The sequence below is a fragment of the Streptomyces sp. NPDC054842 genome, from assembly GCF_053611025.1.
Genome location: NZ_JBSGZN010000001.1, coordinates 60917 through 79844 on the forward strand (window position 1 = coordinate 60917; position 18928 = coordinate 79844).

At 74.5% G+C, this 18928-nt stretch carries 16 protein-coding genes; 8 read left to right on the forward strand and 8 right to left on the reverse strand.

The window, feature by feature from the left end; all coding sequences use genetic code 11:
• Positions 1 to 34 precede the first annotated feature (34 nt).
• Positions 35 to 790, reverse strand: coding sequence for an SIS domain-containing protein (locus tag ACWGIS_RS00250; RefSeq protein WP_453360153.1), 756 nt, complete (start codon positions 788 to 790; stop codon positions 35 to 37).
• Between the two features lie 303 nt (positions 791 to 1093).
• Here ACWGIS_RS00250 and ACWGIS_RS00255 point away from each other — a divergent pair, with 303 nt between their 5' ends.
• Complete coding sequence (locus ACWGIS_RS00255) at positions 1094 to 1786, forward strand: metal-dependent transcriptional regulator (protein ID WP_355779356.1); 693 nt, start codon at positions 1094 to 1096, stop codon at positions 1784 to 1786.
• A gap of 622 nt (positions 1787 to 2408) precedes the next feature.
• Positions 2409 to 3338 carry an alpha/beta fold hydrolase gene (locus tag ACWGIS_RS00260; RefSeq protein WP_453360154.1) on the forward strand — a complete coding sequence of 310 codons (930 nt, stop codon included), beginning with the start codon at positions 2409 to 2411 and terminating at the stop codon, positions 3336 to 3338.
• Positions 3339 to 3723: 385 nt separating this feature from the next.
• On the opposite strand, the gene ACWGIS_RS00265 is transcribed toward ACWGIS_RS00260, so the two are convergent.
• The 3 genes from ACWGIS_RS00265 to ACWGIS_RS00275 all read right to left on the reverse strand — a co-directional run bounded on the left by ACWGIS_RS00265 (position 3724) and on the right by ACWGIS_RS00275 (position 6911).
• Entirely contained in the window at positions 3724 to 5367 is a 1644-nt protein-coding gene (locus ACWGIS_RS00265) for a transporter (protein WP_453360155.1), read from the reverse strand.
• Positions 5364 to 6155 (reverse strand): ABC transporter ATP-binding protein, encoded by a 792-nt coding sequence (locus tag ACWGIS_RS00270; protein ID WP_453360156.1) that lies wholly within the window; start codon positions 6153 to 6155, stop codon positions 5364 to 5366. The genes ACWGIS_RS00265 and ACWGIS_RS00270 overlap by 4 nt, the downstream gene beginning before the upstream one ends.
• 96 nt (positions 6156 to 6251) lie before the next feature.
• Positions 6252 to 6911 carry a bifunctional DNA primase/polymerase gene (locus ACWGIS_RS00275; protein WP_453360157.1) on the reverse strand — a complete coding sequence of 220 codons (660 nt, stop codon included), beginning with the start codon at positions 6909 to 6911 and terminating at the stop codon, positions 6252 to 6254.
• Between the two features lie 423 nt (positions 6912 to 7334).
• Here ACWGIS_RS00275 and ACWGIS_RS00280 point away from each other — a divergent pair, with 423 nt between their 5' ends.
• Positions 7335 to 8720 (forward strand): transcriptional regulator, encoded by a 1386-nt coding sequence (locus tag ACWGIS_RS00280; RefSeq protein WP_453360158.1) that lies wholly within the window; start codon positions 7335 to 7337, stop codon positions 8718 to 8720.
• A gap of 247 nt (positions 8721 to 8967) precedes the next feature.
• On the forward strand, positions 8968 to 10746 hold the full coding sequence (locus tag ACWGIS_RS00285; RefSeq protein WP_453360159.1) for a hypothetical protein: 1779 nt from the start codon (positions 8968 to 8970) through the stop codon (positions 10744 to 10746).
• A gap of 58 nt (positions 10747 to 10804) precedes the next feature.
• Here the strand turns inward: ACWGIS_RS00285 and ACWGIS_RS00290 are convergent, their stop codons facing one another.
• Entirely contained in the window at positions 10805 to 12118 is a 1314-nt protein-coding gene (locus ACWGIS_RS00290; protein WP_453360160.1) for an ABC transporter substrate-binding protein, read from the reverse strand.
• Positions 12119 to 12235: 117 nt separating this feature from the next.
• On the opposite strand from ACWGIS_RS00290, the gene ACWGIS_RS00295 reads away from it, so the two are divergent.
• Together ACWGIS_RS00295 and purU are read left to right on the forward strand one after the other, a co-directional pair.
• Positions 12236 to 12736, forward strand: a complete 501-nt coding sequence (locus ACWGIS_RS00295) for an SCO4402 family protein (protein WP_355786484.1) — start codon at positions 12236 to 12238, stop codon at positions 12734 to 12736.
• Between the two features lie 47 nt (positions 12737 to 12783).
• A complete protein-coding gene (purU, locus tag ACWGIS_RS00300; RefSeq protein ID WP_453360161.1) occupies positions 12784 to 13665 on the forward strand; it encodes a formyltetrahydrofolate deformylase in 882 nt (293 codons plus the stop codon).
• A 298-nt stretch (positions 13666 to 13963) separates the two neighbouring features.
• Here purU and ACWGIS_RS00305 read toward each other — a convergent pair whose 3' ends face one another.
• Together ACWGIS_RS00305 and ACWGIS_RS00310 are read right to left on the reverse strand one after the other, a co-directional pair.
• Positions 13964 to 15274 (reverse strand): maleylpyruvate isomerase N-terminal domain-containing protein, encoded by a 1311-nt coding sequence (locus ACWGIS_RS00305; RefSeq protein ID WP_453360406.1) that lies wholly within the window; start codon positions 15272 to 15274, stop codon positions 13964 to 13966.
• A 146-nt stretch (positions 15275 to 15420) separates the two neighbouring features.
• Positions 15421 to 15999 (reverse strand): sigma-70 family RNA polymerase sigma factor, encoded by a 579-nt coding sequence (locus tag ACWGIS_RS00310; RefSeq protein WP_453360162.1) that lies wholly within the window; start codon positions 15997 to 15999, stop codon positions 15421 to 15423.
• A gap of 339 nt (positions 16000 to 16338) precedes the next feature.
• On the opposite strand from ACWGIS_RS00310, the gene ACWGIS_RS00315 reads away from it, so the two are divergent.
• Positions 16339 to 16713 carry an STAS domain-containing protein gene (locus tag ACWGIS_RS00315; protein WP_453360163.1) on the forward strand — a complete coding sequence of 125 codons (375 nt, stop codon included), beginning with the start codon at positions 16339 to 16341 and terminating at the stop codon, positions 16711 to 16713.
• Between the two features lie 172 nt (positions 16714 to 16885).
• The gene (locus ACWGIS_RS00320; RefSeq protein ID WP_453360164.1) at positions 16886 to 17398 is read left to right on the forward strand and encodes an EF-hand domain-containing protein; all 513 of its coding nucleotides are present in this window, start codon (positions 16886 to 16888) and stop codon (positions 17396 to 17398) included.
• Positions 17399 to 17425: 27 nt separating this feature from the next.
• Here the strand turns inward: ACWGIS_RS00320 and ACWGIS_RS00325 are convergent, their stop codons facing one another.
• Positions 17426 to 18925 carry a class I adenylate-forming enzyme family protein gene (locus tag ACWGIS_RS00325; RefSeq protein ID WP_453360165.1) on the reverse strand — a complete coding sequence of 500 codons (1500 nt, stop codon included), beginning with the start codon at positions 18923 to 18925 and terminating at the stop codon, positions 17426 to 17428.
• Between the last annotated feature and the right edge of the window lie 3 nt (positions 18926 to 18928).

Below are 18928 nucleotides of genomic sequence, written 5' to 3' on the forward strand. Positions count from 1 at the left end.
CGGGTCCGGCCCGGAGCCGTCCGGCGGCCGCCCCTCAGTGCCGGTAGAAGATCCGGTCCCCGTACTCGCTCAGCACGCGGCCGTTCCACTCGTGGCCGCCGTCGACGTTGCCCGAGCGGAGCAGCGGGGGTTCGATGCCGCGCTCGGCCAGGGCGCCGGCCGCCGTCGCCATCACCGCCTGGAGCAGCGCGGAGGTGACCACCGTCGAGGCGGGGGCGAAGGGCGCCGGGATGGCGTCCACCGTCAGCTCCGCGTCGCCGACCGCGATCTTCGAGTCGAGCACGATGTCGCAGTGGTCCTTGAGGTACGTCCCCGAGACGTGCCGCGACCTGGTCTCGGAGGCGTAGGCGACCGACGTGACGCCGACGACCTTGAGGCCGAGGGCGCGGGCGTTCATCGCCATCTCGACGGGGAGCGCGTTGCGTCCGGACAGGGAGACGATCACCAGGAGGTCGCCGGAGCGCGCCGGGCTGGAGTCCAGGACGGCGCTCGCGAGGCCGTCGACCCGCTCCAGCGCGGAACCGAGCGTGGCGGGCATGACGTCGACCCCGACGACCCCGGGCACCGCCAGCAGGTTCATCAGGGCGAGACCGCCCGCGCGGTAGACGACGTCCTGCGCGGCGAGCGAGGAGTGCCCGGCGCCGAAGGCGAACAGCCGGCCTCCCGCGGCGACGGTGTCGGCGACGAGCGTGCCGGCCGCGGCGACGGCGTCGGCCTCCTCGTCCCGCACCCGCTGCAGCAGGCCGATGGCGGCGTCGAAGAACTGCCCGGCCAGCTTGCTCTCGCTCATCGGCGAAGCCCCTTCGATTCGCGTCGGTGGCGGCACGGCCGGTGCGGCGGCCGCCGGGGACCGGGTGGACCGGAGGCCCGGCAGGACCGCTCCCGTCGTGTCGCGGATCACGTTGCGGTCTGGACCAGTGCCCTGTCAATACGGCCCCCGCACCCGGCGCCGGGGCGGGCGCGGGGGCGCCGGCCGGTACGCGGTTCTCCCGGCGCGGCACGGTTGTCAGCGCGATGCGTCAGAATTGGGTCCAGGGCCAGCGCACGCGCCGGAGAGCGGTCCAGTTCCCGGCAGAGCAATCAAGGGGCACGTATGTCCGGACTGATCGACACCACGGAGATGTATCTCCGCACCATCCTCGAGCTGGAGGAGGAAGGTGTGGTCCCCATGCGCGCCCGGATCGCCGAGCGGCTCGACCAGAGCGGACCGACGGTCAGCCAGACGGTGGCGCGGATGGAGCGCGACGGCCTGGTGGCCGTGGCCAGCGACCGGCACCTGGAGCTCACCGAGGAGGGCCGGCGCCTCGCCACCCGCGTGATGCGCAAGCACCGGCTCGCGGAGTGCCTGCTCGTCGACGTGATCGGTCTGGAGTGGGAGCAGGTGCACGCCGAGGCCTGCCGCTGGGAGCACGTGATGAGCGAGGCGGTCGAGCGCCGCGTCCTGGAGCTGCTCCGCCACCCCACGGAGTCGCCGTACGGGAACCCGATCCCAGGGCTGGAGGAGCTGGGCGAGAAGGACGGCGCCGACCCGTTCCTGGACGCCGGCATGGTGTCGCTGGCCGACCTCGACCCGGGCGCGGACGGCAAGACGGTCGTCGTCCGGCGGATCGGCGAGCCCATCCAGACCGACGCGCAGCTGATGTACACGCTGCGGCGGGCGGGCGTGCAGCCCGGTTCGGTCGTGAGCGTCACGGAGTCGCCCGGCGGTGTCCTGGTGGGCAGCGGCGGTGAGGCCGCGGAGCTGGAGGCGGACGTGGCGTCCCACGTGTTCGTCGCCAAGCGCTGACCTCCCCTGAGCCGGCGCGCGGCGCCGGTCGGTTGTCAACTCCCGCGACGGCAGAGGCAGTTGTGGCACGGCGTCGATCCCGTCGATTTCCAGATCCAGTGCGCCGAATCGCAGCGCCGCGACCGTTTGCGTGCGACGCTGTCGCGTGAGGCATATGACCGAGGGGCTCTTGGCCGTCGTCCGACAGCGATGTCACGCGGGCCGGGGAGGGAGCGGGAGATGTGCCGCAGATGTGGAGAGGGCCCCGGCGCCGAGTGGCGCCGGGGCCTGTCCTCCCCTGTGCTGACCCGGAGCCCCGAGCTCCCAGGGTCATCCCCTCCGGACCTTTTCCCCGAGCGGTCCGTTCCCCGATGGAGATCTCCCCTCGGCAGCGGCGGCCAATCCCTGAGAGAGGTCACTCGAACGAGGGGTGTTGGCGCCCGGGCCCGTATTTTCGAATCCGTATTCGATAGCGTGGGGGTGACGATCTCTCGGTGACGCGCGCTGTACGAGCGGGTGTGCGATCACGACGTGGAACAGCGCGCGACGGCAGGACCCAGCAGGAGCAGCGGGACGACCAGCGGTACCGGAGTGGACCGGCGGGAGCGAGCGGTCCGAGCGAGCCAGGGGGGTGCCAGGACCTATGGTGCGGCGCATCGACGTGACCGGAGCAGGCGGCGTACGGCTCGCGGCCTGGGAGTTCGGCGACCCTCCCAAGGGTGATCCGGCGCGGGCCGCCGAGCCCGCCCGGACCGTGCCCGCGCAGGGCGGGCCGGGGCGGGCGCCGGGCGAGCGCCCCGAGCAGGGCCCCGGCGTCCTGTTACTGCACGGCCTGATGGGCCGGGCCTCGCACTGGGCGTCGACCGCCCGCTGGCTCTCCGAGCGGCACCGCGCCGTGGCGCTCGACCAGCGCGGCCACGGACAGAGCGACAAGCCGCCGGAGGGCTTCTACACCCGCGAGGCCTACGTCGACGACGCCGAGGCGGCCCTCGAACAGCTCGGCCTCGCCCCGGCCGTCGTCATCGGCCACGCCATGGGAGCCCTCACCGCCTGGCAGCTCGCCGCCCGACGCCCCGACCTGGTCTGCGGACTGGTGATCTGCGACATGCGGGCCTCGGCCCTGGGCGGCGCCTCGCAGCGGGAGTGGGAGGACTGGTTCAAGGCCTGGCCCGTCCCGTTCGCCACGCTCGCCGACGTCCGCAAGTGGTTCGGTGAGGACGACCCCTGGGTGGAGCGCCCGAACCCGGCCCGCGGGGAGTTCTACGCCGAGGTGATGTCCGAGTCGGAGGACGGCTGGCGCCCCGTCTTCGAACCGGAGCAGATGCTCAAGTCCCGGGAGACCTGGGTGTACGACGCGCACTGGGAGGAGCTGACGCAGGTGCGGTGCCCCGCCCTGGTCGTCCGCGGCCTCGACGGCGAGCTGGGCCGCGCGGAGTCGCAGGAGATGGTCCGCGTCCTGCCCCGCGGCCAGTACGCGGAGGTCGCCGACGCCGGGCACCTCGTGCACTACGACCAGCCGGACGCCTGGCGCGCCGCGATCGAGCCGTTCATGGACGGCGTCCTGGCCAAATGAGCGGCCCCCGGGAGCGGCCGCCCCGCCCCGGGCCCGAGCATCCGGCCCCGTCCCGCCCCGCGGCCTGCCGCCTGTCCTACCCCGCGCCGGGTGGTGGCCCTGAGGTCGGGACGCACCGTCGCCCGCCCTCCTACGCAGGGTGGTGGCCCTGAGGTCGGGACGCACCGTCGCCCGCCCTCCCACGCAGGGGAGGTGGCCCCGATACCGGGACGGGCCACCGCCCGTCCTCGCTCGCCCGGGGTGGCCCCGAGGCCGGGACGCGCCGCCGCCCGTCCTTGCTCGCCGGGTGGTGGCCCTGAGGTCGGGGACGCACCGTCGCCCGCCCTCCTGCGCAGGGTGGTGGCCCCGAGGCCGGGACGCGCCGCCGCCCGTCCCGGCCGGGTGCTCAGCCCTTGCTCACCGCCGTCAGGATCTCCGGCAGCCGCCGTGCGACGCGCGGTGCCGCCAGACGCAGGCCGAGCAGCGTGATCAGCGCCCCGTACCCCGTGCCCACCGGCAGCAGCAGCCACGTCCACCCGTCGCCGTCGGCCGCCACGTGCAGCCAGATCGTCAGGGCGATGACCGGGGCGCACAGCAGCGCGGCGGCGACCATCCCGCCGAAGATCGAGATCCAGGCCAGCCCCGCCTGGCCCGGGACCACGTTCTTGTAGCCCTCCTGCGGGATCGAGTAGGGGAACCGCGCCGACGACCAGGCGCCGGTCGCCAGCATCGACCCGAGCAGCGCGAAGGACAGCCCGAGCACCTCCGGCAGCCGGGGCCAGTCGTCGAGCAGCGCGGTGGTCAGGACGGTCACCAGGGTCGCGTAGGGCAGCGTGATCACCAGCAGCGCCAGTGCCCGCCCCCGCAGCTCCGCGTACGCGTCCCGGGAGGACGAGACCGTCATCGCGACCATCCAGAACGCGGACGTGTCCTGCCCGAACTGGTTGTACATCAGAATGCCGAGCATCCCGGCCGCGAAGCACGCGAAGTACACCGAGCCGGTGCCCTGGAGGGCGTTGAACACCGGCACGATCAGCCCGATGGCGAGCGAGGTCACCCAGGCCGCCTTGGTCTTCGGGTCCCGCCACACGTAGCGCAGGCTCCGCTCCGTGACCGTCCCGGTGCGCCCGGCGGGGAGCAGCCGCAGCGGCCCGTTCGACCGGCGCCCCCGGGCGGCGGGCTCGGCCGCCTGGAGCGTCGAGCCGTCCGGCGAGGTCATCAGCCGGGTCAGGCTCCGCGACCAGAAGGCCAGCAGCCCCGCCAGCGCGGCCCCGCCGAGCGCCAGCCGCACGGCCGCGACGCCGTACGACCCCTCGCTCACAGCGTCCACCGCGCCGATCGCCGAGGCGGGCGGCACCCAGGCCAGCACGTCGCCCGCCGGGTCCAGGGCGGAGAGCCCGCCCGCCGAACCGAGCCGCTGCGCGCCGAAGTTGACGAGCTGGGCCCCGACGGCGACGACGAGCCCGCTCAGTACCGCGAGGTCGCGTCCCCGGCGGCTGGTCAGCAGCCGGATGTTGGCGGCCGCGACGGTCCGGGCGAGGGCCACACAGACGAGCAGGGCCAGCGGCACGGCGACCACCGCGGTGACGCACGCCACCGGGCCGTGCGCGACCGCGATCACCGAGCCGACGAGCAGGCAGAGCGTGAACAGCGGCCCGATGCCGACCAGGGAGGCCGCGAGCAGGGCCCGCACCAGGGGCCGCGGGCGCAGCGGCAGCATCACCAGCCGGGTGGGGTCGAGGGTCTCGTCGCCGCTGGGGAAGAACAGCGGCATGACGGCCCAGCCGAGCGCGAGGACGGCGGTCAGCACCACGGTGACGGTGGCGGCGTGGGCGTCCCCGCGCAGCACGATCAGGCCGATCAGCTGGAGCGCCGCGAAGAGGAGCACGAGGACGGTCGAGGCGACGTACGCGGCCCGCCGTCCGGCGGACTGCCGCAGCCCGTTGCGCAGCAGCGACAGCTTGAGGCGGACGAAGACGGCGGTGACGGGGACGGCGGGCGCGCCGCCGGCCGTGGAGCCCGCGGCCGGTGCGGAGGCGGTCGTGCTCATCGCGCGCCGCCGCCCAGCCAGTCGAGGTCGGCCCCGGCGTCCCGGCCGTGCGCGCCGACGAGTTCGAGGAAGGCGTGCTGGAGCGAGGGGGCGTCGCCGCGGACCTCGGCGAGCGGGCCGTGCGCGCGGATGCGGCCGGCCGCCAGGACCGCCACCCAGTCGCACAGCGACTCGACGAGCTCCATGACGTGGGAGGAGAAGACGACGGTGGCGCCGGAGGCGGTGTAGCGCTCCAGGACGCCCCGGATGATCTGCGCGGACACCGGGTCGACGCCCTCGAACGGCTCGTCCAGGAACAGCACTTCGGGGTTGTGCAGCAGGGCGCAGGCCAGGCCGATCTTCTTGCGCATGCCCGTCGAGTAGTCGACGACGAGCTTGTGCTGGGCGCCCGCCAGGTCCAGGACGTCCAGCAGCTGGGTGGCCCGCTTGTCCACCTCGGCGCCGGGCAGCCCGCGCAACCGGCCGGTGTACGCGAGGAGTTCGCGCCCGGAGAGCCGCTCGAAGAGCCTGAGCCCCTCGGGCAGCACCCCGATGCGGGCCTTCACCTCCACCGGGTCGCGCCACACGTCGTGGCCGACGACCTCGACGGTGCCCTGGTCGGGTCTGAGCAGCCCCGTCACCATCGAGAGGGTGGTCGTCTTGCCCGCACCGTTCGGTCCGACGAGCCCGATGAACCGCCCGGCGGGCAGCTCCAGATCGATCCCGGCGACGGCGATCTGCTCCCCGAACCGCTTCCAGAGCCCCCGTACGCGTACGGCGGCCGCCTGCGCCCCTGCTGCCTCGGTCATGGCAGCACCCTATGGCCGAACGCGCCCGCGGCGAGGGGGTGCCGGCGACTCCGCGATCACCGGCGGACGGCAGGGGCGGCGTGGACGGCGAGCCGTCTAGCGGCGCCCCTCCCGCCCGCAGGCGTAGGCGAGCGGGGAGATCAGTTCCTCCGCGTCCGGCAGCCAGCGGTTCGCCGGGGTCGGCCGGCAGGCCCACTGCACGGCGCCCCGGGACCCGTAACGCGTGGGCGGGGCCGCCACATAGGTGCCCTCGCCGAGCGCGACCAGGTCGAGCGAGGCGGGCGGCCAGCCGAGCTTGCGGATCAGGTCCGGGAGCTTGGCCGCGGCCCCCGGGAGGACGAAGAACTGCATCCGCCGGTCCGGCGTGCAGGTCACCGGGCCGAGGGCCAGCTCCATCCGCTCCATGCGGGCGAGGGCGAGGAACCCGGCCGTCTCGGGCACGTCGATGGCGTCGAAGGTGCGCCCGGTGGGCAGCAGGACCGAGGCGGTGGGCTGCTTCGACCACATCCGGCGGGCGACGGTCGCGCTGCCCGTCGCCTGGGTCGCCCAGTCCTCGCGCGCCGGGTGTGCGCCGGGCAGGGCGCACGCGGGCTCGCCGCAGGAGCAGCGCTGCGTCCCGTCGACGGCCTCCAGCCAGGTGCCGGGGAAGACGTCCCAGTGGCGCTCCTCGGCGTAGCGCACGGCGGTGTCCAGCAGCGCTTCGCCGCGCTGGACGGGGATCTGAGCGGTCTCGGTGCCTGCGATGGTCTCGTCCACGGTGAACTCAACTCCCGCACCCACCTCGGGTTACGGGCGACGCGCGCGCGGGGGAGGAGCATCGATCCCGCATCCGGGGCGCATGGGTGCACGGGCGGGGGCGCGCACGGGCAGCGGCAGCGGGGGGTGGGTAACCACCTGTGGGGTCGGGCAATCGGCTTTACCCCGGCAATCCTCACATGCCTCGCATCTTCCGTATCTCGACGGGGCATTGATCTTCCTGGCCGGGATCCCTCGCCGGAGCCGGCCACCGAGGACACGTCAACCCGGTGCGTGGGCAGGCACCGCAGCAGGGCGACGAGCCGAAGGGGCACCCCGGAGGCGAGCGGACGACCAGGGCCCGTTTCCGGGTCCGGCGGTCTCCCGTTCGCCCGCTACCCGGGCGCCCCGGCGGGGGAGTTGCCGGAAAGCAGGGGGTACGCCATGGCCGCAAGGCCTCTCGTCGCACGGCAGCCGAACGAACGACTGCAGGCGCTCATCCAGGAAGCCGGCTGCTCGAACGCAGGACTGGCCCGCCGGGTCAACATGTGCGGCGCGGAACACGGACTGGACCTGCGCTACGACAAGACGTCCGTCGCGCGCTGGCTGCGCGGTCAGCAGCCGCGGGGACGGGCGCCGGCGATCATCGCGGAGGCGCTGGGCCGCAAGCTGGGGCGCACGGTCACCATCGACGAGATCGGCATGGCCAACGGCAAGAACCTCGCGTCCGGAGTCGGTCTCCAGTTCTCGCCGACGGTGCTGGGGGCCATCGAGCAGGTCTGCGAGCTGTGGCGCAGCGACGTGGGGCGCCGGGACTTCCTGTCCGGCTCGTCCGTCGCCGCCTCCGCGCTCGTGGAGCCGAGCCGCGACTGGCTGATCTCCGCGCCGGACTCGCAGGTCGCGCGCGCGGCGGGCCCCCGCGTCGGGCTGTCGGACGTGGCGGCGGTCCGGGCGATGACCCAGGCGCTCGTACAGCTGGACCACCAGTACGGCAGCGGCCACGTACGGCCCGTCGTCGTGCACTACCTGAACAGCGTGGTCTCCGGGCTGCTCGCGGGCTCCTACCGGGAGGCGGTCGGGCGCGAGCTGTTCGCCGCCGTCTCGCGGCTGACCGAACTCGCCGGGTACATGGCGGTCGACACCGGGCAGCCGGGGCTCGCGCAGCGGTACTACATCCAGGCGCTGCGGCTCGCGCAGGCGGCGGGCGACCGCGGATACGGCGGCTACGTGCTGGCCGCGTCCATGAGCCACCTGGCGGCGCAGCTCGGGAACCCGCGCGAGATCGCGCAGTTGGCGCGCGCCGCCCAGGAGGGGGCCCGCGGCCGGGTGACCCCGCGCGCGGAGTCGATGTTCCACGCGGCCGAGGCGCGCGGGCACGCGCTCATGGGCGACGCCCGGGCCGCCCAGCTGGCGTCGGGGCGGGCGGTCACCGCCCTGGAGTCGGCGGACCCGGAATCCGGGGACGACCCGACGTGGATCGCGCACTTCGACGGGGCCTACCTGGCCGACGAGCTGGCGCACTGCCACCGGGACCTGGGCCAGGCCGAGGCGGCGGCGCGGTGCGCGGAGGAGTCCCTCGCCGGGCACCCGGAGTCGCGGGCGCGGCGCCGGGCGATCGGGTTCGTGCTGCTGGCCACCGCGCAGGTGCAGCAGCGCGAGATCGAGCAGGCCTGCCACACCGGCCTGCGCGCCGTCGAACTCCTCGGCACCCTGCGGTCCAACCGCGGGGCGGAGTACCTGGAGGACTTCCAGCAGCGGCTGGAGCCGTACCGGGACGAGCCCGTGGTAAGGGAGTTCGGGGCCCGGATGGACCTCCAGGCGGCGGCCTGAGCGGGCGGACACCGGCGGGTGCGGGGGGCCGGCGCGCACGCGGTGAACGGACGGGGTGCGTGGGCGTGAACAGGGGGGAAACCGGGATGCGCGCCCCGGAGGGAGGCGTACGGGGCGCGCCGGCGGCCGGTTCGGGCGTCCCGTCCGCCGGGGCGGGGGCCGGGTCACGTGCTGCGTGGCACCGGGTCGGCGTAACCCGGTAGCGTGAGCCGACGATTCCGAAGGTCCCCCATTCGTAGGAGTCCCGGTGACGCAGAGTGGACAGGGCGATCAGCCCTCGGCGCGGCCCCCGCGCGAAGGCATCGTGCTGCCCTCCGACGGCGGTGAACCTCTTCTTCCGGGCACGACGGGCGACCGGACGGCCCCCGCCGGCGGTCAGGCCTGGAACCGGTCGTGGGGGCCCGAGGCCCCGGCGGAACAGGGCCCGGGCCGGGACGCGGCCCCGGACGGCGGGCACGGACAGCAGCCCGGCCACGGCTGGGGGGCAACCGGGTCCGGAGCTGACGGCGCCTCCTTGCCCCCGGCCTGGAGCGCCTCCGAGCCGCCCCCGCCCGCCCCGGACTGGGGCGCCTCCTCCGGCAACGCCGGGAACTGGCAGGCGTCCGGCACGGGCGGCCAGGGCCGGCAGGAGCCCCACGGGGCGCAGGGCGGCTACGAGCCGGGCGTGCCCCGGGGCCGGCACGCGTCGGCCTCCGGGCAGGGCTGGGACGGTGCTCCCGCCCAGCCGCAGCCGCTGCCGCCCGAGGGCGGGCGGCCGGACCCGTACGCCACCGGCGCCCACGCGTCCCGGCAGGGGCCCGGCCACAGGGCGCCCCTGCCCCCGCAGGCCACCGACGGCCGTCACGCGCCCTCGTACCGCGCCGGGGCCGCCTCGCCGCTGCCGCCGGCCGACGAGGGCGCCACCCAGTACCTGCCGCCCGTGCCGCCCGCCGCGGCGCACCCCGACGAGGGCGCGACCCAGTACCTTCCGCCCGTCCCGGCGGCACCGGACGAGGGCGCCACGCAGTTCCTGCCGCCGGTGGGCCCCGGAGCGGGCCCGGCGGGCCCGGGCGCGCTGCCGCCCGAGATGCCCGCCGACGCGACGCGCTACCTGGGCCGGGTGCCCCGGGGCGGGGCCGGCCCGCTGCCGTCCGCCGCCGACCCCGACGCCCAGGCCACCCAGTACATCGCCCCCGTTCCCGCGGACCCGGCCGGAGCGCCGTACGGGACACCGCCGGGAGGCTCCGAGGGGCGCACGCCTCCCGCGGAGTTCGACAACCTCTTCCGCAGCGAGCCGGAGGGCCCCGCGTCCACCCAGCAGCTGCCCCGCGTCGATCCGCGGCAGGCGGGCCCCGGTGCCCCGGGCGGCCGGGCCGCCGCGCGGCGCGGTGCCGCCGACGACGGGGGCGGGCGCCGCCGCACCGGTTCGCGCGTCCCGCTGATCGCCGCCGTCGGCGTCGGCATCGCCATCCTCGGCATCGGGGCCGGCGCCCTGCTCAGCACCGGTTCGGACGGCGACGGCGAGACCGACGGGAAGCCGGTCTCGGCGGCGGCCACCACCGGATCGCAGCCGGCCTCCGCGTCCGCCGACCCGGCGAAGGAGCAGGCCGTCGCGCTCGACAAGCTCCTGGCGGACAGCAACGACAGCCGCGCCTCCGTGATCGCGGCCGTCGGCAACGTACGGGCCTGCAACAACCTCGGTCAGGCGGCCACCGATCTGCGGGCGGCCGCCAAGCAGCGGAACAACCTCGTCACCCGGCTCTCCGGGCTGAAGGTCGACAAGCTGCCGGACAACGCCGACCTGACCACCGCGCTGACCAATGCCTGGAAGGCGTCCGCGTCCGCCGACAGCCACTACGCGGCCTGGGCCGACCAGACCGCGGCCCGGCACGGCTGCCGCAAGCACCGGGCCCGCACCACCGCGCAGTCCCAGGCCGGTGACCGCGCGAGCGTGACCGCCAGCGCCCAGAAGACCAAGGCCGCGCGGCTGTGGAACTCCATCGCGTCCACCTACGGACTGACGCAGCGTCAGCCGACCCAGCTCTGACGGAGAACGCCCGTGCGGGCGGACCCGGACCCCGGGGCCGCCCGCACGGGCGCCGCTGTCAGCGGGAGTTGGAGGCCGCGTTCTCCAGCGTCTTCGACACGTTGACGAACCCGCGCCGCGAGGTGACCAGTTGGCCTCCGCGCACGACCTGGAAGGTCACGTCGGCGTTGACCAGGCGCGGGAAGTCGACCGCCGCGAGCAGGTCCCCGAAACGCCAGCTCAGCGTGGGCGTGAGCCGGCCGGTGTCGATCTTCAGGCCGTTGTCGAGCGCGCGCCGGATGGCGCGGGCGCTCACCTCGCCGTCACCGAGGGACTCGACGACCTGCCGCAGGACGGTGTAGGCGATCCAGGTGGTCTGCACCCCGGCGTCCGCGGGGTCGATGCGGTTGTCGCCGAAGGCCTGTGCGCGGATGACCGACTTCATGTCCTTCCACCGGGCGTCCTTGGACGCCGGGTACCAGCCGCTGACGTACGCGTCCTCGTACGGGCCCGACTTGCCGCCGGTGGCGTCGATCACCGTCTGGTCGACGCTGCCGAGCACGGAGGCCGTGCGCACCTTCGGGTAGTCCTCCCGGCGGTGGCGGAAGGTGTCCATGAAGGCGTCCGTGCGGTCCCCGAGCGCCGTCACCACGCATCCCCGCTCGGCGGGGTCGGAGGACGCCCGCTCCAGAGCCTGCGTGACCTGCGCCGAGTAGTCGGTGGCGTCCTCGGCGGCGCGCACGTCCGTGGCGACGGCGTGCCCCTCGCGCTCCAGACCCGCGCCGAGGAGCAGCGGCAGCTCGTCACCGGCGATGGTGTCGGGGCGGACGAGCGCCACCGGGCCGCAGGTCCTGCCGAGCTCCTCGCCGAGGCCGGCGAGCAGCGCTGGCTGGCCGCCGTTGACGGGGTAGGAGAGCGGGCTCCGGAACTCGTCGTCGGTCAGGCCGTACCCGCCGATGTACGGGATGCCGGCGCCCTGGAGCGGGGAGAGAAAGGAGTCGCCGTGCTGGCTGTAGGAGCCCACGACGGCCACCGCGTCCTCCTTGGCCGCGCGCCGGGCGCACTTCGCGGCGTCCACGGAGTCGTTGTGGTCGTTGCAGGTGAGTACCCGGAGTTCGCGGCCGTTGATGCCGCCCCGGGAGTTGACCCAGCGGGCGTAGGCCTGTGCCATGGCGGGCATGCCGGGCTTGTTCGTCGCCGGGGTCTCCTCGGGAGCCCAGGTCATGACGGTGATGGAGTCGCCCCCGGAACCCCCTGTGACACCGGGGACGACCCCACAGCCGACGGCGATCGACGCACACACCGCCAGAGCACCCGCCGACAGCAGCGTGGCCTTGAGTGGGCGGGACAGTGCGGAGGGGGAGGAGCTGCGTGTGCGTCGCCTGCCGGTCATGTCCCCACACGCTTCCGTCACACGGCCAACCGGGGAGTGACCGCGGGTCAACCGGCGGTGACGCACAGGTGAACAACGGGGGGCGGTCGGCGGTCCCGGACGGGGAACGTACGATCGATGACCGTGCAAGGTTCGGAGAAGTCTTCCCGTCGCGGGCACCGCTCATCCACCATGGGCGGCATGCCACTGAACGACATGCCGTGGTGGCGCTGGCGCAGCAATGTGCGCTCCGCGCTGCACATGCTCTCCGACCCCGGGTTCCAGCGGGACGTCTGGCTCGCCGGCGTGGACGGGTACGGCGACGTCACCGACGCCGTCTACCGCCTGGTCGAGGACACCTGGCTGGACAACTGGTCCGCCGAGAAGTACGTCGGCACGATCTTCCGCGACGCGCAGGAGGCGGCGCTCGTCGACAGCGCCGTGCTGCGGGTGCTGCGGATCATGCACCAGGTCGGCCCGGACGCGCCCGTCTCCGCCTACCTCGACCACCAGGCGTGGCCGGAGGCCGTCCGCGCCGCCCGCGACGCCCACGTCCTGCTGGCGACGAGCGACGGGGACGATCCCGACGTGCCGCCCCGCACGCTCGAGGTGCTCAGGATCCTGACCCGGTCCGCCTAGCGGGACGCCCGCCCGGCGCGGGCGTCATGTATGGGACCCTGGCGGGCATGAACGAGCAGTCCGTCGGCGCCGCCGCACCCGCCGAGCAGTACGTCCTGACCCTCTCCTGCCCGGACAAGCAGGGGATCGTGCACGCCGTGTCGAGCTACCTGTTCATGACCGGCTGCAACATCGAGGACAGCCAGCAGTTCGGCGACCACGACACGGGCCTGTTCTTCATGCGGGTCCACTTCTCGGCCGAGGCGCCGGTGACGGTGGACAAGCTCCGCGCGAGCTTCACGGCGATCGGCGACGCCTTCCACATGGACTGGCAGATCCACCGCGCCGAGGACCGCATGCGGGTCGTCCTGATGGTCAGCAGGTTCGGGCACTGCCTGAACGACCTGCTGTTCCGCGCCCGGATCGGCGCACTGCCCGTCGACATCGCCGCCGTGGTCTCCAACCACACCGACTTCGCCGAACTCGTGGCGTCGTACGACATCCCCTTCCACCACATCCCGGTGACGAGGGACACCAAGGCGGAGGCCGAGGCGCGGCTCCTGGAGCTGGTGCGCGCCGAGGACGTGGAGCTGGTCGTCCTGGCCCGCTACATGCAGGTCCTCTCGGACGACCTGTGCAAGCAGCTGAGCGGCCGGATCATCAACATCCACCACTCCTTCCTGCCGAGCTTCAAGGGCGCCAAGCCGTACCACCAGGCGCACGCCCGGGGTGTGAAGCTGATCGGCGCCACCGCGCACTACGTGACGGCGGACCTCGACGAGGGGCCGATCATCGAGCAGGAGGTCGAGCGGGTCGGCCACGACGTGACCCCCGACCAGCTCGTCGCCATCGGCCGCGACGTGGAGTGCCAGGCCCTCGCCCGCGCGGTGAAGTGGCACGCGGAGCGCCGCATCCTGCTGAACGGCCGCCGCACGGTCGTCTTCGCGTAGCGAACGAACGCGGCCCGGCGCCGGGAAGGCTCCCGGGCCCCGAAGTGGACCCAAGGGCGCCGGAGAAGGCACGGTGCACCGGCACGCCGATCGGGACACGCACCGTTCCAGGCGGGCGTTCCTGGGGGCGCTGGAGGCCCGCACCGCGCACGCCGCGGGCGCGACAGGCACCGTTCCGTGGCAGACGCAGCGACGTAGCCGGAGGCGCCGGACGGCGGCACCACGCACCGCCGCCAAACGGGTCGCGGGCGCGCCCCGCCGGGGAGTGCCCGCGGTCGGACACCCCGCGCGCGGGTGCCTACATCCGGCTCAGGGACGCCGCCGCCATCAGGACGTCCCGGATCGCCTCCCGGTCCCCGTCCTGACCGGCGGCCGCCTCCTCCGGCGACACGTGCCCGGCCGCCAGCCGGCAGAACTCCACGCCGTCCAGGGCCACATGGGCGACCTCCCACTCGGTGGACGCGACCGCTCCGGGCGAGTCGAGCGGAATGAGCCACTCCCCGCCGCCGGACCCCTCGATCTCCAGCCGCAGGCTGCGGCCGGGCGTGCCGGCCGCGACGAGGTGCCGGGGCGGCGGGGACGACAGGCCCGCGCGCCGCCGCTCGGCGAGCGAGGCGGGCAGCATCCGGGCCGCCAGGTCGATCATCCGGTGCAGATGGCGCGGGGCGGGCGGCTCGTACGGGTAGTCCACCGCTTCCGCTATGTCCCCCGCGTGCACCCAGCACTCGAAGGCCCGGTCCAGCATCGAGTCGCGCAGCGGCAGTTCGAAACCGCCGTACGGCACCGGCAGCAGCCCCGAGCCGCCGCCCGCGAACGACACCGTCCGCACCAGGTTGTGGCTCTGCTCCCGCCACGGACCGCGCAGCGCACGGGTCGGCGGGAAGTGCGACGCGGCCCAGAACGCCTCGGTCCGCCCCGCCGGCGACCCCTCGTCGGCGCGGGTCCCGCCGAGCGGGTCGTCCAGGCCCAGCGCGACGGCGACCAGCCCGTCCACGGTGAGCAGATGGGCGATCACCCCGGCGACGGTCGTACGGCGGCTCACGGGCCCCTGTCCGTCGAACCAGCGCAGCCGCACGGGCGCGTGCCACTCGGCGCCGCCGATGTCCTGGAGGAGCGCGTCGAGCCGCGCGGTCTCGGCGTCGTACGGGGCCGCCCAGTCGGGCACCGGGATGCGCGGCGGGCGCCGGTCGAGGCAGCCCTCCAGGACCCGGGTGCGCAGCGTCGGGTCGAGGTCGAGGCTCTCGGCCGGGTGCAGCAGCCCGACGGCCTCGCGCAGCCGGCGGGCCTCGTCCGCGCAGGCGCCGCACTCGCCCAGGTGGTCCTCGACGGCCAGCGTCTCGTCCGCCGAGCACGCGGCGAGCGCCCAGGCACCGAGCAGCGACTTCAGAACGGGGTGCTCCAGGACGAGCGGCGCGGCGACCGGGCCCGGTCCGGGGAGCGGGCGTCCGGTGTCCTCCACGGAGGGCCGCGGCAGCGGTATGCGCGGCGGCCGTCCGGACGCCTCCCCGGAGCCCACGTGCCCGGCGTCCGCCCCGCCCGGTCCGCCGAAGCCGTCCCCGTTCCCGCCCTCGGCGTCCTCCCGGTCGTCCTCCTTGTGGCTGCCGGTCACGTCCGGTCCGCCGCCGTGACCGGTCCCGCCGGAGCCGTCCCCGTACGTGGCCTCGGCGTCCTCCGGTACGTCCTTCCGGTGGCTGCCGGCCGCCTCCTGCGGGCTCGTGGGGCCGAGGTCCCCGGAGCTGCGGTCCGCGTCCCCGCTCACCGGGCGAGCCCGGGTTCGGGCGGCGTCCCGGAGGGGCCGTCGTGAGCCGTGGACAGCAGCTGGAGGCCGAGGCGCAGCCGGCGGCGCGCCTCGTCCTCGGTGATGCCGAGGTCCACGGCGGTCTGGCGGTAGTCCCGGCGCTGGAAGTAGGCGCGCTCCAGGGCGGCCCGCAGCGGCGTGGGCATGGAGGTGACGATGTAGTCCGCGCGGGCGGCCACCGAGGCGCGGCGCACCCGGCGCTCCAGCTCCTCCGTGCCGCCCCGGCCACCGGACTCCAGCGCGGCGGTCTCGGTGGCGCGCAGGCGCTGCACGGCGAGCCGGTGGGTCAGCGTGGCGACCCAGGAACGCAGCGGGCCCTGCTTGGGGTCGTACGCGTCGGGGTGCTCCCAGACGTGGACGAACACCTCGCGGGTGATGCGGTCGGCCGCGTCCTCGTCCCCGAGCACGCGGTGGGCGAGGCCGTGCACGAGCGAGGCGAACCGGTCGTACAGCTCGCCGAGCGCCGCCGCCTCCCCGCGGGCGAGCCGCTGCTGCATCTTGCGGTCCCAGCGGGGCGGTGCGTCCTTCTTCGCCATAAGGCCCTTCACCCCTGCCGTTCCCGAGTGCCTGTCCGCTGTCCAGCCTGTGTGCATCGCTGTCTCGAATGTAGTCGGCACGTCCGACAGCGCACGCCCCTTTGCGGCAATGTGCGCCCCTTGACGAGCGGTGGATGGTAGTGAACCGCCGTCGGCGCGGCGCCTACCCGAACCTGCCCCGATCAGGCCCGATCGGGGCAGACCGGCCATGACTTATTTGGCTCGACAGGAGCGGGCTTTCGGTCGCGTGCAGGTGTTTCATGGAAACGCCTGCCGGGCAGCCGCGCAGGAGAACCGAGGGAGCGTATTCCGTTTCCGGAGGGCGACGAGAGGCGTGGCGTGACGCTCAAGGTGACCGACGGGGAGCGAGGCGACTGGGCCGTGCTCCAGGTGGCGGGCGAGATGGACCTGGTGACGTCGCCGGTGGTCCGCCAGCGGGTGCACGACGCGGTGGCGGACGGCCGCCACAGTCTGGTCCTCGACCTGTCCGACGTCTTCTTCTGCGACTCCAGCGGGGTCGGCGTGCTCATCGCGACCCGCCGGCTCCTCCGCTCCTGCCAGGGGCGCCTGCGGCTGATACTGCCCGCCGAGGGCGCCGAGGACGGCTCGCACGTCAACCGGGTGCTCGCCGCGCTCGGGGTGCGCCGTCTCTTCGACGTCTTCCCTGATCTCGTCACCGCACTCGACGAGGAATCCCGCCCGCTGTCCGCGTGACGCGGATCACAGGGTGGGCGCCGGGGTGCCACACAGTTGTCCCGGAATTCCCGCGGTCTTGGTACAAGCGACGTTTTCCGGCTCCCGCGGGGCCCTCGGCGTCGTACGCTCCCTGCCAGATGAACCCGCAGTCCGGCCGAGTCCGGTGGAGAGGTAAGGCGGTCCGAACACCATGGTCAGCACCGAGTACGAGCGGCGGATCGCCGCCCGGTTCGCCACCTTCGACCAGGACGGCAACGGTTACATCGACCGGGAGGACTTCAACGCTGCGGCGAAGGCGGTCCTCGCCCACTTCGGTACGGCGGCCCGGTCGGACAAGGGCCAGGCCCTCTACAGCGGGGCCGAGGCCTTCTGGCAGGGCATGGCGGGCATAGCGGACCGGGACGGCGACCAGCGCATCACGCGCGAGGAGTTCGTCAACGGCGCGGTCAAGCGGCTCCGCGACAACCCCGACCGCTTCGCCGAGATCGCCCGCCCCTTCCTGCACGCGGCGCTCGCCGTGGCGGACACCGACGGGGACGGCGCGGCCACGGTCGAGGAGACCGCGGGCGTCCTGCGGGCGCTCGGCGCGAGCGAGGACGTCGCCGCCTTCGCGGCCGGCGCCCTCGACACGGACACGGACGGCCGTATCGGCGAGACGGAGGTCGTCACCGCGTTCGCCCGCTACTTCACGGTCCCCGAGTGAGGCCCACGGCGGTGGCACGCCGGGGGTTCACGCCGAGAACCGCTCCCTGAGCCGGTACTTGAGCACCTTGCGCAGGGTCTCGTTGCGGGGGAGGGCGTCCACCAATTCGAGCTGTTCCGGCAGCTTGTGCACGGACAGCCCTTCCCCGCGCAGATACGCGGTCACCGCCGCCAGCGTCAACGGCGGTGCGCCCGGCGGCTGTTCGACCACCGCGCAGACCCGCTCGCCGCGCTCGGCGTCGGGCAGGCCGATCACCGCGACGTCCCCGACACCGGGATGCCGGTGCAGCAGGTCCTCGATCTCCCTGGCCGAGATGTTCTCGCCCTTGCGGATGATCACGTCCTTGAGGCGGCCGGTCAGCACCAGGTGACCGCTGTCCGTCAGCCGTCCCAGGTCGCCGGTGCGCAGGAACCCCTCCTCGTCGAAGGCCGCCGCCGTCTGCGCGGGGTCCAGATACCCCTGGCAGACGGCCTCGCCGCGCAGCCGCACCTCCCCGTCCACGATCCGGACCCGCATGCCCTCGGGGGGCCGCCCCTCCGTCGTCGCCAGGTTCCCGGCCGTGTCGTCGGGTGAGCCCATCGTGATCATCGGGACCTCGGTCATCCCGTACCCGTGGGTGAGCTGGACGCCCATCTCGCGGACGACGTCGTGGTACAGCTCGGGCGGTTTCGGCGCCCCGCCGCCCGCGAGCAGCCGCAGCGTCGGGATCACCTTCCGCCCCGGCCGGCGGCGCTGCTCGGCGAGGAACATCGAGTAGAACGCCGTGGACCCGCCGGCCACCGTCACCCCGTGCCGCCGGTACTCCGCCAGGGCGCCGGGCAGCGCGAAGTGCTCGAACAGCACCGCCGGGAAGCCGTGGAGGAGCAGCATCACCGTGTAGTCGGGCCCGGCGATGTGCGCGTAGGGGAAGGCCATCGAGCCCACGTCGGCGGCCGTCGGACGCAGCGCGTGCGCCAGGCAGGAGCCGCCCGCGATCAGCGAACGGTCGGTGTGCAGCACGCCCTTGGGGTCGGAGGTGGTGCCCGAGGTCCAGTAGATCCAGCGCACGGAGGTGCCGTCGGCGGGCGGCGCGGGCAGCACGGACGGATCGCCGTCCGGCAGGCCGTCGTACGCCTCGAAGACGCCCTTCGCGCCGAGCCCGTGCGCCATCGCGGTGTGGTCGAAGCCGCGCCACACCCCGGGGACGGCGAAGAACTCGGCCTTGGACTCCCGCAGGGCGAAGCCGACCTCGCGGTCCCGGTAGAAGGGGATCACCGGTGACTGCACGGCGCCGAGGCGGGCCAGCGCGAAGGACAGCAGGGCGGTCTCGATCCGTGTGGGGAGCTGCCAGGCGACCACCGTGCCGGGGCGTACGCCCATGCCGTACAGGCCCGCGGCGACCCGCTCCGCGCGCGTGTGCAGCTCGCCGAAGGTGAGGGAGCGCTCGCCCTGGAGGAAGACGGGCCGGCCGGGGGTCAGCGCGGCGCGGCGGCGCGCCAGGTCCCAGAGGGTGGGCGACGCGGCGAGTGCGTGTGCGGTGTCGTTCACGGC